We start from the raw sequence: 17,999 nt of genomic DNA on the forward strand, positions 1-17,999 counted from the left end.
GTGAGAACTACTCAAACAAAAACTTTACCACTGGGCCTGCTTTTCGCAGGCTCAATGCTGTTTGCCGGCAGGGCAGCAGCGCAGCAAGTAATCATTCCTGTTGAAACACAGCACAACGCTATTGTATTACAAACCGATGCCGAAAAGCACCTGAACATGGTATACCTGGGGGCAAAGCTTGCCAATACAGCCGAGTATGCAGGCATCTCAAAAATGTACAAACAAGCCGATGATTCGGGCGTACAAAACGATGCTTACACACCATCAGGCTCAGCCAGTCTTGGTGAGCCGGCTATTACAGTTACTCATGCGGATGGTAATAAATCATTAAACCTAACCTACGTAAGCCATGCGGTAAGCAAGGTTGATGATGATATTTCATTACTGGTAGTAACCATGAAAGATCCTGTTTATGATTTTGAGGTAAAGCTGTACTACAAAACCTATTTTAAAGAAGATGTAACTGAGCAATGGTCGGTGATAAAACATAACGAAAAGGGGATAGTAACGCTTGATAAATATGCGTCGGCCAATTTAAACCTGAAGGGTAATACTACCGGCGGTTTCTGGCTGAAGCAATACCACGGCAACTGGGCTATGGAAATGCAGCCCGAAGAAGCCCGTTTAACCCACGGTATTAAAACAATCGACAGCAAACTGGGTACCCGTGCCAACCTGTATGAACATTCGATGTTCGCCATCTCAATGGATAAACCTGCTACCGAAGACGAAGGCAAAGTGCTTTACGGGGCTATGGAATGGTCGGGAAATTTCAGGATTGATTTTGAACTGGATGTGGCCAATAACCTGAAAATTATTGCAGGTATTAACAATGCTGCTTCCGAGTATCATTTGAAACCAGGTGTTGAATTTACTACGCCAGCTTTCCTTTACACTTACTCCGACCACGGTAAGGGTGATGCCAGCCGTAAGCTGCAAAGCTGGGCACGCCAATACAAAATTGTTGATGGTAATGGTTCAAGGCTGACATTGTTGAACAACTGGGAGTCGACTTACTTTGACTTTAATGAGAGCAAGCTTGCAGGCTTGTTAAAAGATACAAAAAAGCTGGGTGTCGACCTGTTTTTGTTGGATGACGGTTGGTTTGGCAACAGCCACCCGCGTAACGGCGATAATGCAGGTTTGGGCGATTGGCAGGAAAACAAGCAAAAGCTTCCAAATGGCATCAGTTCGTTGGTAAAAGAAGCGCAGGCCAATGGCGTAAAATTCGGCATCTGGATTGAACCGGAAATGGTTAACCCTGCCAGCGACCTTTACAAAGCCCATCCCGATTGGGTAATTAAACAGCCGAACCGTCCTGAAAAGTATTTCAGGAACCAGTTGGTGCTTGATCTGGCCAACCCTAAAGTACAGGATTTTGTATTTGGCGTGGTTGATAACCTGTTCGCCAAAAATCCCGACCTGGCTTATATCAAATGGGATTGTAATGCGGTTATTTATAACGCTTATTCAGCTTATTTGAAAAAAGACCAGTCGCACATTTATGTTGATTATGTGAATGGTTTATACAATGTATTGAAACGCGTTCGTGCCAAATATCCTAAAGTGCCTCTGATGCTTTGCTCGGGCGGCGGCGGCAGGGTTGACTATGGTGCACTGCAATACTTTACAGAGTTTTGGCCAAGCGATAACACCGATCCGCTGGAGCGTGTATTTATCCAGTGGGAGTATTCATTCTTCTATCCGGCTATCACCAGCTCAAACCACGTTACCGATTGGGGCAAACAACCCATCAAATTCCGTGTGGATGTGGCCATGATGGGTAAAATGGGTTTTGATATTGTGATAGGCAAATTAAGTGAAAGCGAGCTGAGTTTCTGTCAGTCGGCGTTGAAAAACTATGATGCATTAAAAGATGTGATCTGGCACGGCGACCAGTACCGCTTAGCTTCGCCATGGGATAACGACGCGGCATCTATCATGTATGTAAGCGACGATAAATCAAAGGCAGTAATGTTCAACTATTTGGTGAATAACCGTTACGGATCAGGCAGCAAAGTACCTGTACGCCTGAAAGGCCTCGACCCTAATAAAAAATACCGTGTAAAAGAGATTAACCTTTATCCGGGCGCGGGTTCGGTTTTAGGCAAAGAGGATTTAACTTTTACCGGTGATTTCCTGATGAATGTGGGTATTAATCCCGGAAACAACGCTTATCACACCAGTGTGGTGCTGCAGTTGGAAGCGATTTGATAAGATACTTATAAAAACGAGAAAGGGAACGGCTTGTCGTTCCCTTTCTCGTTTTATGAACTGGTTGAAGGTTAGCGGTAGCGTAACTTCGACCTAAAATGGGTTAAGCTTTCAGCTTAACTTAATAAGTAATTAATAGTCGCAGTTTCGGAAGCAGGATGCTTCCATTGTTTTAGGTCGAAGTTTAGCGGTAGCGTAACTTCGACCAGTAATGTTATTAGTTAAAAGAAGCGTCATTGCGAGGAACGAAGCAATCCCCGATTAGCAGGTCGGCCCTGCATAGTTTGAGATTGCTTCGTTCCTCGCAATGACGCTTTTGTATTATTACCGCAGCTTATCTGTCATATCAAAATGTTCAACACGTGTTGCGGCACCCAGCGGTAGTTTGCTGCAGGCAGAGTAGAAAATATAATCCTTATCCTCAGTAATACCCGGTAGTAGTTTGTCAATAACTTTCCCGATCTGCACATTCTCGCTTTTTACTGCGTTGGTATCGGCAATGTTTACTTTGGTTGTATAATAAATTACCGGGAACCAGCCATGGCTGTTTTTTTGATTGCCAATCCGGAATACCCGCGGTTCGCCTGCAACGCCATCAATTACTACCGGGAAACGGTATTGTTTTACTGTTGCCTCGGCAGCATCCTGGAATAATTTGCCTGCATCGGTATCGTGTTCGTAATGCCAGTAGTCGTTAGGGGCGGTACATTGTAAAGCAAGTTCAAGGGTTAAACGGGCATCGGCAAAATGCTGTTTATTGTATTTCTTTTTTCCCAGCTCATAAAGCTCGGGGGCTGTTTTACCGTTAATTTTATAAGTATTTACATTTACCGAGGTTAGTTTCCAGCCATAATCGTATTTGGCATACAGGGCGGTAATCATTTCCTGGTTTGGCAGGTTTTTATCCTTTGGCAAAAAAAGCGCCATGTACATTTCATGGGTAATACCATTATAGATCATTTTATAGCTGTTGATGCCTGCCGACGCATTGCCTATTGTATCTGTACTGCGGTGCTTATTTACAATGTAATATTCGTCGTAAATATCATAGTCGGCAGTTTTAACGGCGTTGCCTACCAACTCTATTTGTCTGAGATTTGACTTGTCGTCCAGCATTTCCCGCGATTCCATATTGCTGATATCATCACTGTTGCCGGTGCGGAGATCATGGAGCAGTTGTTCGTTAAGTTTGTGGAAATCGTCGCGTTTACCGCCGGGAATCTGGTCGTTTCGCCATGCTCCCGGCTGTTTGATGCAGCTTTGTAATGATAAGGCCAGTAAAGTAAAGGGGATGAGTTTAATTGTGTTTTGGTATAGGGTTTTCATATTACCCGTAATAATATGAAAAAACACTCAGTTGTACTATTGCTACCGGTTTATGAATAACAAAGGTTTTGCATAATGGGATATAGCGGCTGTTTCGCTTTAAACATGTGAAATCCGGTTTGGAAAAGTTAACATTACTGACATTTTGCTAAAGAATCCTGCCAGTTTATGTTAAATATTTATGGGTATCATAAAAAATGGTTTCTTTTGAATTTGCCTTTTCACAACCTGTGGCTATATTGCTTTTAATTACCAAATGTGTTGCGTTCCCGTACAAGGGGAACTGAAATTTATATGGAAAACTTCAATGAGATTTTTGATCTGGAATACTTCTTTCGCTTGTCGCCCGATTGGTTATGTGTTGCCGGGTTTGATGGTTACTTTAAAAAAATTAACCCGGCTGTTTCAAAAACTTTAGGTTATACCGAAAGCGAACTGTTTGCAAGGCCTATCGATTCATTTGTTTATCCCGAAGACAGAAGTATCACCGCCAGTAAACGTGAGAGTATAAAGAAAAACAATCCGCTGTATAATTTTGAAAACAGGTATGTAACCAAAAGCGGAGAAATAGTATGGCTTTCATGGATCTCGATGCCAGTACAAAAACAGCAGCTGGTTTTTGCTATTGCCAGGAATATTACCGACAAAAAGAAACTGGAAGAATTTAGCAAAGTATCACTCGTATCGGTAAAAAATAACGAAATTGAAAGAGGGGCGGAGTTAAGTACACATAATCTAAAGCCAATCAGTGAACTTTCTATTGCCGATCAGCTTTGGCTTTATGAGCTTGAAACGCTGGTAAGAAAATATATTGGAAAAGTTGATTTGATCATTGTATTGTTAAGTAACGAAATGGGTTTAAGTGAAAGGCAACTGCACCGGCGCATAAAAAACACCACGGGTATTACTCCCAATAATTATATCCGGCGAATCCGTTTACTGATGTCGATGGAGGCAATCAATAGTGGTAAATACCGCACCGTGGCCGAAATATCTTATATAGCAGGGTTTGAAACACCGGCCTATTTCCGGAAACTGTTCAAAGAATTTTATGGTCGTGATATAGCCGAATTTTTGCAATAGATATAAAGCTGCTCCTCTCTTATTTGACCCTTTTCATCGGGAATTGTATTGCCTTTTGTCTGCCTTTCTTTGTCCCCGATATTTCGGCCACCAACGAGTCGTTAGTGATTTGGGTATAGGTTATTTTTTGCGGGAAATCATGTTCCGGGTTTTCAAATACCAGATGGTTATTATCTGATGAAGTAAGTGTAAAAATTACCGCTTTTCCATCGTTTTGATTTTTTATCGTTGGGATATAGTAAAGCTGGCCTTTATGTTGCTCCATACGGATATGTTCGGATGATACCGTATCTGCACCAGTCAACGAATAGCTTCTGCCGATAAAGGTGCTGTCGTTAAGCTTTTTCCATGTTTCAATATCCACTGTTTTTGCCGATTGATTTTTCCAGCTGCCGATCAACCATTTAGCATGCGTGATAGGCTGGTTTTTTTGCTGGCCAAAAATGCTATGAGCAGAAGTAATGCATAATACAATAAGTAACTGCAATTTGAATTGGTGGAGCAGGGTCATGAGTGGTAAATAAGTAATTGAAGTTACAAATTGAAAGGAGGAAATCCAAAGCCTGAGTGACGGGTTCGGCTAAAGCCGAAGCTTCATTTTAATTCTCCGTCACTTAAAAGTGACGGCAATGAAGTTGTAATGATATTTTATGTCTGTTTTTGATTCATTGCCGTTGGTTTTAACCAACGGGTATTTAGTGAACCGAGCTGGCTTTAGCCTAAATTTTAAACGAGATAGTGAGTATTCATTTGTCGCAAATACACCCGTCATTTGTCGTGTGTATAACCTTGCTTTGGCGTTCATTTTCAGCATCTTTGAATAAATCAATAATGAATCATGGAAAACTCAGCAAATAACAACCCCGAAATCATTGTTATAAAAGAAACTCAAAAGGTACTTGATGTTAAATGCGCTCTGCTTAATGGTTCAAGCTTTGAGCAAATGATGATGAACAATGCAAGCTTTAAGGATGTTTGTATAACTGGGCTTAAAATTGAAGATGCCAACCTAAGCGATCTGGAAATAAAATATGCCCAACTTGGAGGAGCTTATATCCATGATATAGGTATGCCGCCCGAAGGTCATCCGGCTTATGATCCTGCTGCGAAACAACGCCCCCTTAAATTTGAGAACTGCGACCTGCAGGGCAGCACAATAACCGATTGCAACTTAAGTGGTGTTGATATTACCGATTGCGATTTGAACGGTATGAAAATTAATGGGATTGATGTGGATGAACTGCTGAGGGCGTATCAAAAGCAGGGGATATAGTAAATCTGCATGGCGCATACATCAGGGTCCTCTGCGAGAGACCCTGATGGGACGGTAAGAAGATCGCCATTGCGAGGTACGAAGCAATCGCCGACTTTACAGGGCAAATCTGCATAGCTGCTCTGCTTATTGGGGATTGCTTCGTACCTCGCAATGACGCTTTTTTTGTTTATCACATTATTAGCTTTCGGCTTTGTGCATTCCGCTTTTAGCTTTCAATTATTTAGCACTTACCCACACATTATCCTTTTTATTGCTGTCTGGATCATAGGTAGTACCAAGTACAATCTTTTTAACCGCTTTTTTTGCAGTGAAATTAACTGTGGTTGTTTTGTTACCGGTACACCAAACAGCAATACTTTTGTGTATAAGTTCGGTAGTACCATCGGTATAACTAATGGTTAGGTTAACGGGGATGGGCTTACTGCCAACTTTAGTAATTGTGGCAGCATATTTTAACCCGGCGTTAGTCACTTTGCTGATGGCCAGATCCGTTACGCCATTATCAAAAAACCAGGCTTTCCAAAACCAGTTAAGGTTTACGCCCGAACCGGTGTTCATACAATTAAAAAAATCGTAAGGCATAGGGTGTTTGCCATGCCATTGTGTAATATAGTAATGCAGGGCTTTGGTAAACAGTTCATCGCCAAGCATATCTTTTACATATAAATAGCCCAGGCCTGGTTTGGGATAGCTGTCGGTAAAACCGGCAGGGCCTGTGAGCATTGGTGTAAGTGTCATTACCGGCACATCAACCTCGTGGCCGGCGCTTTGTTCAACAGCGGCAACACCATATGGATCCACTATGGAAGGATCAATCTCCGGACTTACCAGCCATTCGCCGATGGTTGCCCAGCCTTCATCCATCCAACCGTATTTGGTTTCGTTAATACCCATGTAAAACGGAAACATGGTATGGAAGATCTCATGATCGGTAAGCTCAATGGCATCGGCCTTATCTTCCAGCGGATTATCATTCACCATCATCGGGTACTCCATTTGGTCTAACCCATCAAAAACGGTTTCATGCTGGTATGGATACGGCCATTTCGGAAATTTGTAGCTCATCACCTCAACCGTTTTGCGGGCGTAATCAACTACCGCATAATAGTCTTTATGCTTTTCGTTAAACACTGCATCAACACGGGTACGCCTGCCGGTTTTCGGATCAACCACCAGGCTCGATGCTTTCCATAAATAATGGTTGCTGGCAGCAAAAACAAAATCGGTAACGCTATCGGCCTCAAACTTCCAGGTGTTAGTTGGATTATTTTTGGTGATGTTGCCCGATTTGATATCATCTTCGGTAATGATATCCGTTACCTTATCACTTGCGCCGGCATTGGCGATGCGTTTAATGATCCTGCTGTCGTAAACATCGTCGGCGTTTTTCAGATCGCCTGTTGCCCAAACTTTATAGTCGCCGGGTATGGTGATCTCCGCGCTGAAATGGCAAAAATCGTTATAAAATTCCTGTGAGCCAACGTATGGATAATCGTTCCATCCATCAATATCGTCATAAACTGCTACGCGCGGGAAGAAATAGGCAATGAAGAATGCACCGGTATCAACTTGACCAGTACGGATATGTGAGCCCTTGTTTAATGTATATGCATAGCTGATATCAAAATGTACTTTTTGCTTTGGAGCAATAGGGGGAACACGCTGCGTCATGTTTGTGCCGTTGATACGGCGGGTTTTAGCGCTGTCGGGTGTTTTATTATCTATGCTAAGGCTTTTGATCTGCACCCCATCGGTAAGGTCACCTGCCGAAACCTGCATTTGACGTGCCACGCCTTTTTTATACAAGTTGGGATAGAGCTTAAATTGCACCCTTTTTAACGTATCGGGACTGTTGTTAACATAATCAATACCAACTGTTCCGCTCAACAAGCGGGTTTTGGGGTCGAAATTTATTTTGATCTTATAGTCGGCCGTGTTTTGCCAGTAGTTTTTGCCGGGTGCTCCGGTTGTGGTGCGTGTTCCTTTGGTGTAGGTTTTTTGCAGGTTTACAGCTATGGGTAGGCTTTGCTGCGCCAATGCTGCAGTACCGCTTAATAATAAAGCAAAAGGCAATAATTTTTTAATACTGATCATTTATGCGGATATATATGAGTTATATTTGAGGTAAATATAATAAACCGTTACAGAACCCGGTAAGCGATAATTTTGTATCGCCGGTATGTTACAGGGCAAATCAACTCACGGTTTGAGTAATTTATCCATTTATATAAATAGTATCCATGACTGCCGAAAAAATGATCATTGTAACCGGTAAGCAATACCTTGAGCTTAAACAAAGTTTAGAAAGCGGCGAGGGGCTTACCTATAATATAGGTACTGATAAACACCCCGAAATGGTTAAGATCACCAACATTTATATGGACACTGATCCTGACTTTACCCGCAACCCGCGCCAGTTTGCCCGGATGCATGAAGACCTGAACGTGCAGGTGAAACTGGAGTATGTAACGGAGTAGATAAAAAATCGAACAAACCAGGGATGGGTTTTGTGTGTCATGAGTGAGCAGAAATCTTCTGCGCCCGGCTTTTACAGGTTTAGTTGTAAAGCCTGATGTAGAAGATTTCTGTTTCGCGCCATTACTCACAACCTGCGCTGCTCTGTCGAAATGATATTTTTTTAATAAAAAGATGTCTATTTTTAGGCCATGCATCATCCTGAAGATAATCCCTGGAAAATAACATCTCAAAAAGACATTTACGATAACCCCTGGATCAACGTTACCGAATACCAGGTGATTAACCCTGCTGGTAATCCCGGTATTTATGGCAGAGTACACTATAAAAACCTGGCCATAGGTATTTTACCTTTAGATGAAGAACTAAATACCTACCTCGTGGGCCAATACCGTTTCACGTTAAACCTGTACAGCTGGGAAATGCCCGAAGGCGGCGGTCCTGAGGGAACAGACCCGCTTGAGTCAGCCAAACGTGAATTACTGGAGGAAACCGGTTTGAAAGCTTCACGGTGGACAGAGATCCAGCGCTTGCACCTCAGTAATTCGGTAAGCGATGAACTCAGTATATTGTACCTGGCCCGCGGTCTTGAACAGTTTGAAGCCGAGCCTGAAGAAACCGAGCAGTTGATTATCAAAAAAGTGCCTTTTGCTGAAATGTACCGCATGGTTTGTAATGGCGAAATTACTGATGCCATGACTGTTGCCGCAGTGCTTAAAGTACAGTTGTTACTAACAGAAAACCGTTTGTAAGTTACCGCTTTGCCGAAAAAAATATAACTTCGCCTACTGATGAAAAAGTTATTAGGATATATCCTGTCGCCTATTGCCATAATTGCCTTTTTTTTAGCCCTGGTTATTTTTCAGCCCATCCAGTGGATCTGCTTTCGTTTTTTTGGCTATGCCGCGCACAAACGTTCGGTTGATATCCTGAACTTATGCCTGTTTCGCACTTTTTATATCATTGGCGATACGGTGACTTTCATCAATAAACAAAATTTGCCGATGGGCAGGCCAATTATATTTGTAGCCAATCATCAAAGCCTGCTCGATATCCCCCCGCTTATTTATTACCTGCGTAAGTATCACGCCAAGTTTGTTTCTAAAATAGAGCTTACCAAAGGGATCCCCTCCATAAGTTATAATTTGAAACACGGCGGCGGTGCTAATATCGACAGGAAAGACTCCCGCCAGTCCATGACCGAAATGACAAGTTTAGGTGAGCGGATGAAAGCCAATAACTGGTCGGCAGTGATCTTTCCGGAAGGCACCCGCTCCAAAGATGGCGTAGTACGGTCTTTTCAGCCGGGAGGTGTTGCCATGCTGCTGAAAAAATGCCCTGAGGCATTGCTGGTGCCTATCGCCATAAAAAATAGCTGGAAAGTTGTACAATACGGCTTTTATCCGCTTAATACTTTTATATCCATGACCTGGACGGTACTTGAACCCATTGAGCCCGGTAAAACCCCGATTGGCGACCTGGTATTGGAAGCCGAGAACAGGATCAAGGCTGCGCTGTCCTGATTTCGGAATTCGGAGTTTCGATTTCGGGTTTTTTATTTACCCTAATTGATATTGAATGCCGCTGTTGGTGTTGTCACCAACAGTTTCTTTTCCCTCGCCTGGACGAAGTTTTCCGTCCCATCAGGGTCTCTCGCAGAGGACCCTGATGATCTACGCCATGCCAGCTGCTATGTTTAAAGTAGCCTCACCGGTCTCACATGGTTTATGTCTGTCCAAAAATCCCGATAATCTATTATGGTTAAAAATTCATGAGGCTTTGCAGAATGATAAAAGGCTGCACTGCTATGTGGGTATTTAATAAAATCATCGCATAATAACCATTTTCCGGATACCGGATTATGATGAATATAATCTATTTTTTGATAGAGAAAGGCCGTAGAGTATATGGGCTTGGCATCAAATGACTGTTCAAAAACTTTATGCTTTTGTCCTTTGTTTTTTTCTTTTTCGGTACATGCCGCCGAAAGTTGATTAAGAAGGTCGATTTTGCCTGATGCTGTTAGCTTTTTTACAAGTTCATAAGCCATAAATCTTTTGCCATTACTAATTATTTTGTTAAGCCCTACTTCTGTATCGGGCATTTTAATAATCAGATGAACATGATTAAGCATCAATACAAAAACATGAGTTTGCACCTTGTAATTCTCTGCTATAAATCGAAGCCAATCATATAGCATTTTATACGATTGTGTGATTTCGAATAAAGGAATCCAATTATAACAGGTAAAAGTTATAAACCAGGTCTCGCCGGGATCATTGTGTAAAGTTCGGGTAGCCATAGTTAAATATATTTATGAATCTAAATATGATTGCCAACCTCAGGGTCCTCTGCGAGAGACCCTGAGGGGACGAAAAATGTCTTAAGCTTTCAGCCTAACTATACTATCAATTTACTTTTCCGCTTCCGTAAGCAGAATGCTTGCCCTGTTTTGGGACGAAGTTATGCTATCGCTAAACTCGACTAGTAAAAGCGGACACAAATGAATAGGGGAAATTCATCCTCCAAGATTCCCAAATCCAAAATCCGACATCCGAAATGCAATTAATCTGTTAATAATCAGCTAAATGTTAACAAATAAATCACATGTTATTTACGTTAATATGAAACGTTATCGCTTATTTTTATAGACCCATAAAAGAGGTCGCCTAAAATTTACCTAAAATAATTTTTATGACCTGGAGAAAATTCAGCGGCGAAGTAATCCAATCGCCCATTATGGAAGAGGTTGAAAAGGCAATTGAACGCGAAGCCCTCCTCGGTAACAAGCTTAAAGTATGTATCGGCACCGACTCACAAGTTAAAGGATCCATAACGGATTTTGCGACGGTGATCGTGTTTCTGCGCGAAAAACGCGGCGCTTTTATGTTCATACACCAGGAACGCACTTCGCAAAAAATGAGCATTAAAGAAAGGATGCTGAGCGAAGTGCAAAAGTCTATCGACATTGCTTACAAGCTTTGTGATTTGCTCGACCTGTATGATGTGGAGCTTGAGGTACATGCCGACATTAACACCAACCCGATGTTTAAAAGTAACGCGGCCCTGCACGAGGCTATGGGTTACATCCTGAGCATGGGTTTTGTGTTTAAGGCCAAGCCCGAGGCTTTTGCAAGCTCATACTGCGCCAATAAAATAGTGCAGTAAATTTGCCGAAACCCAAAGCGTGTATCTATATTTGATATTAAAACATATCAGATATACCTATGTCGCCACTTATTGAAATCAACGACCCGGCTTTAGCCGCACAGGATACTATTCTTATTGATGCCCGCGGAGGGCAGGACTCTTACCAGCGTTACCTGGCAGGCCATTTAAACCACGCCATCTACGCCGACCTTGATCAGCACCTTACCACTAAACCCGATGACCCGGCCTTTGGCGGCAGGCATCCGTTGCCTAATATACAGGAGTTTGCTGTATTGCTGGGCAACTGGGGCATCACACCTAAGAGCCACGTAGTGGTTTATGACGACAAGTCGGGAGCGTTTAGCGCATCGCGTTTGTGGTGGATGCTGCGGGCAATTGGTCATGAAAACGTACAGGTAGTAAATGGCGGCTTACAGGCTGCTAAAGATGCAAGTATAGCATTGAGCACTGAAGTTTATGCCCCGGTTGCCGTTGATCCGTACCCGGTGACACACGAATATGCAAATACTGTTGAGATAGCGGAGGCTGGAGAAGCTGCACAGGATCCCTCACGACTGGTAATTGACGTACGCGAAACACCACGCTACCTGGGCCAGACAGAACCTTTGGATTTGATAGCCGGCCATATCCCCGGTGCTTTAAATCTGCCTTATATCAACAACCTCGGTGCCGACGGTAAGTATTTACCCGCCGATGAGCTGCGTAAGGCCTACGATGCCGCAATTGGCGATGTAGCGCACAGCGAAGTTATAGTTCACTGCGGATCGGGTGTTACAGCCTGCCATACCCTGCTGGGCATGGATTACGCGGGCATCAGCGGCCCAAAGCTTTACGTGGGCTCATGGAGCGAATGGTCAAGAAGGGATTTGCCGATAGGGAAGGAAGAAAGGTAAATTAAAATAAAATGCGATTGCTGTTAGGAACGACGTGATCGCACAGAAACATAGCAGCTTTAAATCAAAACTCAACTTATAACTATTTTTTATCCCATAGTGAGAACATACGTTTTAAAAAAAGAACAATCCATTCCGATCAGCCTTGATCAAGCCTGGGATTTTTTTTCGTCGCCATTAAATTTAGCTAAAATCACACCCAGTGATATGAGCTTCGTAGTAACATCTGATTATACCGCTGAGACGAAAATGTACCCCGGAATGATCATTACTTATAAGATCTCGCCGTTATTAGGTATTAAAATGGACTGGATGACAGAGATCACGCATGTTGATGAAAAAAAATATTTTGTTGATGAACAGCGTTTTGGCCCTTATGCATTATGGCATCATCAGCATCATTTTAAAGCAATAGATGGCGGTGTACACATGACTGATCTTTTACATTATGCTATTCCTTATGGCGCAATAGGAAGATTTGCAAACACTGTTTTTGTTAAAGGGAAGGTGGAGCAGATATTTGATTATCGTACCAAGGTGATTGAGGAGATGTTTGGGAAATTATAAGTAACTGCCGCGGGTTTAGCGCAGCGTAACCCGTGGTATAGCATGGTGTAAGCTTTCAGCTTACCACTCTCCGGCTCAAAGCCGGAATCATGGTAACCACGGGCTGAAAGCCCGCGGTAGATTTATAATTTAATCCTCAATTAATCACCAACCAACACAGCTTCCTCTTCAGCAAGCTCAACCTTTTGCCTGCTGAGTGTTAACGCAAAGAATGCACCGGTTGTAGCCATGATCACGCCAACAATTTCGGGCGAGGTAAATCCCAGTCCCCAGGCTATGGGTAAGCCGCCAAGGAAAGCTCCTAATGCATTACCGATATTAAAAGCAGCTTGTGTAGCAGCTGCGCCAAGCATTTCGGCGCCTTTGGCGGTATTGATCATTAGTGTTTGTATCGGTGAACCAACTGCCATTGAAAGACCACCTGTTATGAATGTCATAACGAGCGACAGGATTTGATTTTGCGAAACAAAGAAGATTACAACCAGCGATATGGCCATAGTGATCATCAGTATTAAGCAGGCTTTTACAGGGGAAGCTTTATCCGCCAGTTTACCGCCAACGAAATTCCCTACAACCATCCCAAGGCCTGCCAAAATCAAAACATAAGGCACGCTACTTGCCGAAAATTTGGAAACTTCGGTCATGAGCGGGGCTATGTAGCTTATCCATGCAAAAAGCCCACCGGTACCAATAGCAGTAAGACCGATGATAAGCCATGCCTGTTTTTTTCTGAAAAATGAAAGCTCCGAGCGGATGTTTCCAGCATTATTTGGAGCCAGCTGCGGCAACCAAAGTTGGATAAATGTTAACGTTAATAAGCCTATCGCTGCAATCATCCCAAAAGTATAACGCCATGAATAATGGTGACCAATATAAGTACCCAGCGGAACGGTGAGCAGATTGGCTATGGTAAGCCCGGCAAACATAATGGATATGGCCTGGGCTTGTTTTCCTTTTTCGGCAAGGCGGGTGGCCACTACCGAGCCCACACCAAAAAACGCCCCGTGGGGCAATCCGGCCAATAGCCTCGAAAACAGCAAAACGTAATGATTAGGGGCAAATGCCGAACATGCGTTGAATACCGTAAAAATGATCATCAATACTGTTAAAATCTTTTTAGGCGGATAACTGCTGGTAAAGGCAACCAGTAGCGGTGCTCCGATGACTACGCCTAATGCATAGGCCGAAATAAGGTGTCCTGCAACCGGAATGCTGGTGTGAAAATCATTGGCAATATCAGGCAGCATCCCCATCATTACAAATTCGGTAGTGCCTATGCCGAGGCCGCCTAAAGTTAGCGGTAGTAAACTCTTTTTCACGTTGTTGTTTTATATTAGATGATATTAATGCCTGCTTCCTTGTATGCCGAAAGTTCTTCATTGTCTGGAGATACATCGGTAATGATGGTATCCAGTTCTGTTACCGGGCCTATGTAATAAGAATCGGCTTTATTTATTTTTTCTAAGGTGGATAAAGCGATAGTTTCTTTAGATACTTCTATCATGGTTTTCTTGATCTCGGCCTCTTCATAATCCCTGGTGGTGATGCCGATGGCAGGGTGCACACTGCAAATCCCGAAAATGCAAAGATCGGCCCGGATATTCCGGAAGGCATTGATGGTTTCATGGCCGATGGTAGTAAAGGACGATTTATACAGACGCCCACCGGCAAATATCACCTCAACCGTTGGATGATCTTCAAGCGCGCTTGCAACCGGAAAGCTGTTGGTAACTACGGTGATCCTCAAGTCATCTGGCAGGCTTTCAGCCACAGCTAAGGTTGATGTACCGCCGTCAAAAAGTACAACCTGTCCGTCTTTTAAAAAGCTCAACACTTTTGATGCGATGACTTTCTTAGAGGCAATGTCATGCTTTTCCCTCGCGCGGTAATGGTGCGGAATGGGAGAGTGGGCGACCGCGCCGCCCCTTACTGCTGTTAATAACTTCTGATCGGCCAATACTTTAATGTCGCGGCGTACAGTATCTTCCGAAACATTGAGTTTTTCGCTCAGTTCGGCAAGCATAACTTTGTTATCTTTTGATACGTGATCTAAAATAATCTGGAGTCTTTCTTCTCTTACCATGTTTGCAATATAATGCAAAGTTATAATTTATTTGCAAAATATTGCAATAATGTTTTGTTTTGCTGCATGAAATTGCAAACAAGAAAAACTATCGCCATCGATATGGACGGCGTTATGGCCGATGTCGAGCCGCAGCTGATCAAATATTATGAACAGTTGTACGGCATCACTACAACCCTTGAGGCTATTGATGGCTTATCACATGCCGAGGCTTTTCCATTGGATGCTACAACGAAGGCTTCGTTGAATTTACCCGGATTTTTCCGCACACTGCCCGTTATGCCGGGCGCTATTGAGGCAATTAAAAAGCTGATGGAAGATTACGAGATATACATCGTATCGGCCGCTACGGAATTTCCGCTGTCGTTATTCGAAAAGTTGGAATGGCTTCAGGAGCATTTCCCGTTTATCAGCTGGCGTAATATTGTGCTGTGTGGCGATAAAAGCATCATTCATACCGATTACATGATAGATGACCATTGTAAAAACCTTGACTATTGCAACGGCAAGGCCATCATGTTTAATGCGCAGCACAATAAACACGAACGCCAACATGTGCGGGTTCACAATTGGGATGAAATATTAAACCTGTTTGAAATGGAAAAAACCTCTGCAGATTTAGCATAGCATAATTTGCAGAGGTTTTTTGATAATGACAACTATCGCTTTAAGCTTTTGCCTTCCGCTTTTATAGGGGCTATTTCGTATCTATCCGGTAATTAAGTGATGCCGAAAAGCTGGTGCCCGCGCCGGTATTGCGCCCGGTAATAAAGGTGCCGCCGGTTAAAAACAGCGACAGGCTTTTGGCAAATGCATGGCCGTAGCTTAGCGATACCTGGTTAAAGGCAAAATTTTTACTGGCGCTTGGGTTTACGTTAAAATCCTTATTGATACTGGTAGCATAAAAGCCGCCTACACTTAAGGAAATTTGCTCGCGGAATTTTTTATCAAGCGTTAAGCCATAAGTGGCATTGTACCTGTCCTGGAAAACGCTTTCGTAACCAAAATATTCGCGTACACCGTTTTCGAGAATGAAGAATGAGTTTTTACCAAACAAATGCCCGCTGCCTGCAAAGGCCAGTTTAAGTTCGGCCCCTTTTTGGTTATAGCCCAGCGCGGTGTTGGTGTACATGGGTAAAATAGCCGTACCCTGTAAGCTGAAGTAATATTTATAATTGATATTGGCCAGGTAGTACCTGATACCCACTTCCAGATCCTGGAAACCTGAACTTTTGCTGGTGCCCAGATCTGTACTAAAGGTATTCATTACATAAGGTGCCAGTACCGACAGGGTAAACCTGCGACTTAAACCAACTTCCGAATATAAAGAATAGCTCCATGAACTGAACTTACCGTTATTGGCAAAGGCACCTTTATGGCTGTCGGCATCCCAGGCTTTATTGGCAAAAAAGTAAGTTGCCGATGGCGATAGTGAGATCCTGCCCGGCCTTACCGGGAACCCTCCGGCATAACTTTTACCCGTAGCAATGGCGAATATTACTATCCCAATAAGCAAATATTTTGATAAAGTATTTTTCAAGGTCATGTGTTTAAGATTTTAAAAGTTTTAAAACAAACCGAAGGTATCGCGCATCCAACGGCCCTCATAATCTTTGTATACCTGGCTCACCTCATGTGCAAGGTTTTTAAATACCATTACGTGTTTATCAGTATTCATTGAGTTAAATACCGCGTAACCATTGGCGGGCGGTACGTAGGGGTCTAAAAGGCCCAAGCCTAAAATTGTTGGACATTTTATAGTTGTTGCAAAGTTTTTTGCATCGTAATAATCAAGATTGTTTAATACCTGGTTAAAGGTTACGCCGGGTTTGCTTAAAACATATTTTTTAATATCGTTAATGGGCCATTCAACAGCGCCCACCAAATTGCGGATATCGCTCATGATGGGGTTTTGTGCCGAGCAAAGGTTTATACGATGATCGACGCCTGAAAGCGCAAGGGATAAATAACCGCCCATACTACCGCCGGTTGCCAGGATCTGATCGTGTCTTAAATTGGGCTGCGCGTAAATAAAATCAACAGCGCGTACGCAATCCATAATTACACCGCGCATTACGTATTTGTTTTTATCCTCAATATGGTAGGAGATAAAGGCATCCCGCTCGGTGTGGATCACATCGCGGCTGGTACCTTGCCCACGGGTATTAAGCGTGATGATTACCAGGTCGGGGTCTGACCCTACTATAGGGTATAGTTTTACCTGGTAGCCAGGTAAGCCAAGCAATACCGAAAACTTTTTGTTTTTATTTTTGCTGATGGGTACCGTCATGTAACCGCGGATGGTAAGGTTATCCAGCGATTTCATTTCTATTTCGTAAACCTTGCGGTTTTCGGTGTTCATGGATGGTGCTTCGGTAATTTTGTAATTGGGTTTCACTTTGGCCAGTTCATCTTTGGCGGTTTGCCAAAACTGGTCAAAATCGGCCGGCCGGGCATATTGCGACCGGATTTCATCCGGCCTGATCCCAAAAGCGCGACGGGTGGTATCGTCATAATCGCTCACATTGATCATCATGTTAACCTTGTAAAAACCTGTTTTTAGGTTAGGCACCTCAAAATCATATTTGGAAGTGCTTTTTTTGCTAAGGTTTACCGGCTTTGACAGGGTTTTAACAATTTGCCCATTTTCGGTGGTGATATTGTATGATATGCTACCTTCCTGGTTAGTATCATAAGTGTTTTTAATTTCAAAGCTGAACGAGGCGGTTGAACTGAATATACCATCCTTATTATTGATAGTTAATACCGTTGATACTTCATCATCACCACTGCTTTTGTCGGTATTCTCCGCTGGGTCTTTTTCAGTTTCCTGGGCCATGGCCGGTAGGGCGGCGCACCAGGTCAGTAAAGCGAAAGTAATGATCAGTAGTTTGTTAGCGTTTTTTAGCAT

At 43.1% G+C, this 17,999-nt stretch carries 18 protein-coding genes; 10 read left to right on the plus strand and 8 right to left on the minus strand.

Annotation, left to right across the window (positions count from 1 at the left end; translation table 11 throughout):
* Positions 1 to 2,214, plus strand: a complete 2,214-nt coding sequence (locus tag BLS28_RS28965) for an alpha-galactosidase (RefSeq protein ID WP_256337572.1) — start codon at positions 1 to 3, stop codon at positions 2,212 to 2,214.
* 324 nt (positions 2,215 to 2,538) lie between these two features.
* Here BLS28_RS28965 and BLS28_RS28970 read toward each other — a convergent pair whose 3' ends face one another.
* On the minus strand, positions 2,539 to 3,540 hold the full coding sequence (locus BLS28_RS28970; RefSeq protein ID WP_091176000.1) for a hypothetical protein: 1,002 nt from the start codon (positions 3,538 to 3,540) through the stop codon (positions 2,539 to 2,541).
* A 294-nt stretch (positions 3,541 to 3,834) separates the two neighbouring features.
* Here BLS28_RS28970 and BLS28_RS28975 point away from each other — a divergent pair, with 294 nt between their 5' ends.
* Entirely contained in the window at positions 3,835 to 4,623 is a 789-nt protein-coding gene (locus BLS28_RS28975; protein ID WP_090533985.1) for a helix-turn-helix domain-containing protein, read from the plus strand.
* A 19-nt stretch (positions 4,624 to 4,642) separates the two neighbouring features.
* Here BLS28_RS28975 and BLS28_RS28980 read toward each other — a convergent pair whose 3' ends face one another.
* Entirely contained in the window at positions 4,643 to 5,134 is a 492-nt protein-coding gene (locus BLS28_RS28980; protein WP_091176002.1) for a DUF6265 family protein, read from the minus strand.
* 327 nt (positions 5,135 to 5,461) lie between these two features.
* Between BLS28_RS28980 and BLS28_RS28990 the strand changes: the two genes are divergently transcribed.
* A complete protein-coding gene (locus BLS28_RS28990) occupies positions 5,462 to 5,896 on the plus strand; it encodes a pentapeptide repeat-containing protein (protein ID WP_091176006.1) in 435 nt (144 codons plus the stop codon).
* Between the two features lie 219 nt (positions 5,897 to 6,115).
* Here the strand turns inward: BLS28_RS28990 and BLS28_RS28995 are convergent, their stop codons facing one another.
* On the minus strand, positions 6,116 to 7,993 hold the full coding sequence (locus tag BLS28_RS28995; RefSeq protein WP_091176009.1) for a M1 family metallopeptidase: 1,878 nt from the start codon (positions 7,991 to 7,993) through the stop codon (positions 6,116 to 6,118).
* 146 nt (positions 7,994 to 8,139) lie between these two features.
* Here BLS28_RS28995 and BLS28_RS29000 point away from each other — a divergent pair, with 146 nt between their 5' ends.
* The 3 genes from BLS28_RS29000 (at position 8,140) to BLS28_RS29010 (ending at position 9,897) form a co-directional block, all read left to right on the plus strand.
* Entirely contained in the window at positions 8,140 to 8,376 is a 237-nt protein-coding gene (locus BLS28_RS29000) for a hypothetical protein (protein ID WP_091176012.1), read from the plus strand.
* Between the two features lie 189 nt (positions 8,377 to 8,565).
* Positions 8,566 to 9,126, plus strand: a complete 561-nt coding sequence (locus tag BLS28_RS29005) for an NUDIX domain-containing protein (protein ID WP_091176014.1) — start codon at positions 8,566 to 8,568, stop codon at positions 9,124 to 9,126.
* 39 nt (positions 9,127 to 9,165) lie between these two features.
* Positions 9,166 to 9,897, plus strand: a complete 732-nt coding sequence (locus BLS28_RS29010; RefSeq protein ID WP_091176016.1) for a lysophospholipid acyltransferase family protein — start codon at positions 9,166 to 9,168, stop codon at positions 9,895 to 9,897.
* A gap of 173 nt (positions 9,898 to 10,070) precedes the next feature.
* Here the strand turns inward: BLS28_RS29010 and BLS28_RS29015 are convergent, their stop codons facing one another.
* The gene (locus tag BLS28_RS29015) at positions 10,071 to 10,574 is read right to left on the minus strand and encodes a transposase (RefSeq protein ID WP_256337573.1); all 504 of its coding nucleotides are present in this window, start codon (positions 10,572 to 10,574) and stop codon (positions 10,071 to 10,073) included.
* Between the two features lie 494 nt (positions 10,575 to 11,068).
* On the opposite strand from BLS28_RS29015, the gene BLS28_RS29020 reads away from it, so the two are divergent.
* From BLS28_RS29020 to BLS28_RS29030, 3 genes are all read left to right on the plus strand, one after another.
* A complete protein-coding gene (locus BLS28_RS29020) occupies positions 11,069 to 11,542 on the plus strand; it encodes a ribonuclease H-like YkuK family protein (protein WP_091176022.1) in 474 nt (157 codons plus the stop codon).
* A gap of 59 nt (positions 11,543 to 11,601) precedes the next feature.
* The gene (locus tag BLS28_RS29025) at positions 11,602 to 12,438 is read left to right on the plus strand and encodes a sulfurtransferase (protein ID WP_091176024.1); all 837 of its coding nucleotides are present in this window, start codon (positions 11,602 to 11,604) and stop codon (positions 12,436 to 12,438) included.
* 207 nt (positions 12,439 to 12,645) lie between these two features.
* Entirely contained in the window at positions 12,646 to 13,005 is a 360-nt protein-coding gene (locus BLS28_RS29030) for an SRPBCC family protein (RefSeq protein ID WP_223266118.1), read from the plus strand.
* A gap of 140 nt (positions 13,006 to 13,145) precedes the next feature.
* Here BLS28_RS29030 and BLS28_RS29035 read toward each other — a convergent pair whose 3' ends face one another.
* On the minus strand, positions 13,146 to 14,324 hold the full coding sequence (locus BLS28_RS29035; RefSeq protein WP_091176029.1) for an MFS transporter: 1,179 nt from the start codon (positions 14,322 to 14,324) through the stop codon (positions 13,146 to 13,148).
* 14 nt (positions 14,325 to 14,338) lie between these two features.
* Positions 14,339 to 15,088 carry a DeoR/GlpR family DNA-binding transcription regulator gene (locus BLS28_RS29040; RefSeq protein WP_090533966.1) on the minus strand — a complete coding sequence of 250 codons (750 nt, stop codon included), beginning with the start codon at positions 15,086 to 15,088 and terminating at the stop codon, positions 14,339 to 14,341.
* Between the two features lie 66 nt (positions 15,089 to 15,154).
* On the opposite strand from BLS28_RS29040, the gene BLS28_RS29045 reads away from it, so the two are divergent.
* Entirely contained in the window at positions 15,155 to 15,715 is a 561-nt protein-coding gene (locus tag BLS28_RS29045; RefSeq protein WP_091176060.1) for a 5' nucleotidase, NT5C type, read from the plus strand.
* A gap of 70 nt (positions 15,716 to 15,785) precedes the next feature.
* Here the strand turns inward: BLS28_RS29045 and BLS28_RS29050 are convergent, their stop codons facing one another.
* Together BLS28_RS29050 and BLS28_RS29055 are read right to left on the minus strand one after the other, a co-directional pair.
* Entirely contained in the window at positions 15,786 to 16,628 is an 843-nt protein-coding gene (locus BLS28_RS29050; RefSeq protein ID WP_143020905.1) for a hypothetical protein, read from the minus strand.
* A gap of 27 nt (positions 16,629 to 16,655) precedes the next feature.
* Complete coding sequence (locus tag BLS28_RS29055) at positions 16,656 to 17,999, minus strand: acetylxylan esterase (RefSeq protein ID WP_176844592.1); 1,344 nt, start codon at positions 17,997 to 17,999, stop codon at positions 16,656 to 16,658.

Source organism: Mucilaginibacter gossypii, assembly GCF_900100945.1.
GTDB classification, from domain to species: Bacteria; Bacteroidota; Bacteroidia; order Sphingobacteriales; family Sphingobacteriaceae; genus Mucilaginibacter; species Mucilaginibacter gossypii.

Coding starts and splice junctions, on each gene's coding strand:
- BLS28_RS28975 (WP_090533985.1), top strand. CDS start 3,835: ATGGAAAACTTCAATGAGATTTTTGATCTGGAATACTTCTTTCGCTTG.
- BLS28_RS29025 (WP_091176024.1), top strand. CDS start 11,602: ATGTCGCCACTTATTGAAATCAACGACCCGGCTTTAGCCGCACAGGAT.
- BLS28_RS29010 (WP_091176016.1), top strand. CDS start 9,166: ATGAAAAAGTTATTAGGATATATCCTGTCGCCTATTGCCATAATTGCC.
- BLS28_RS28995 (WP_091176009.1), bottom strand. CDS start 7,993: ATGATCAGTATTAAAAAATTATTGCCTTTTGCTTTATTATTAAGCGGT.
- BLS28_RS28980 (WP_091176002.1), bottom strand. CDS start 5,134: ATGACCCTGCTCCACCAATTCAAATTGCAGTTACTTATTGTATTATGC.
- BLS28_RS29020 (WP_091176022.1), top strand. CDS start 11,069: ATGACCTGGAGAAAATTCAGCGGCGAAGTAATCCAATCGCCCATTATG.
- BLS28_RS29005 (WP_091176014.1), top strand. CDS start 8,566: ATGCATCATCCTGAAGATAATCCCTGGAAAATAACATCTCAAAAAGAC.
- BLS28_RS29045 (WP_091176060.1), top strand. CDS start 15,155: ATGAAATTGCAAACAAGAAAAACTATCGCCATCGATATGGACGGCGTT.
- BLS28_RS29000 (WP_091176012.1), top strand. CDS start 8,140: ATGACTGCCGAAAAAATGATCATTGTAACCGGTAAGCAATACCTTGAG.
- BLS28_RS28970 (WP_091176000.1), bottom strand. CDS start 3,540: ATGAAAACCCTATACCAAAACACAATTAAACTCATCCCCTTTACTTTA.
- BLS28_RS29055 (WP_176844592.1), bottom strand. CDS start 17,999: ATGCTAAAAAACGCTAACAAACTACTGATCATTACTTTCGCTTTACTG.
- BLS28_RS29015 (WP_256337573.1), bottom strand. CDS start 10,574: ATGCTATATGATTGGCTTCGATTTATAGCAGAGAATTACAAGGTGCAA.
- BLS28_RS29030 (WP_223266118.1), top strand. CDS start 12,646: ATGAGCTTCGTAGTAACATCTGATTATACCGCTGAGACGAAAATGTAC.
- BLS28_RS29040 (WP_090533966.1), bottom strand. CDS start 15,088: ATGGTAAGAGAAGAAAGACTCCAGATTATTTTAGATCACGTATCAAAA.
- BLS28_RS28990 (WP_091176006.1), top strand. CDS start 5,462: ATGGAAAACTCAGCAAATAACAACCCCGAAATCATTGTTATAAAAGAA.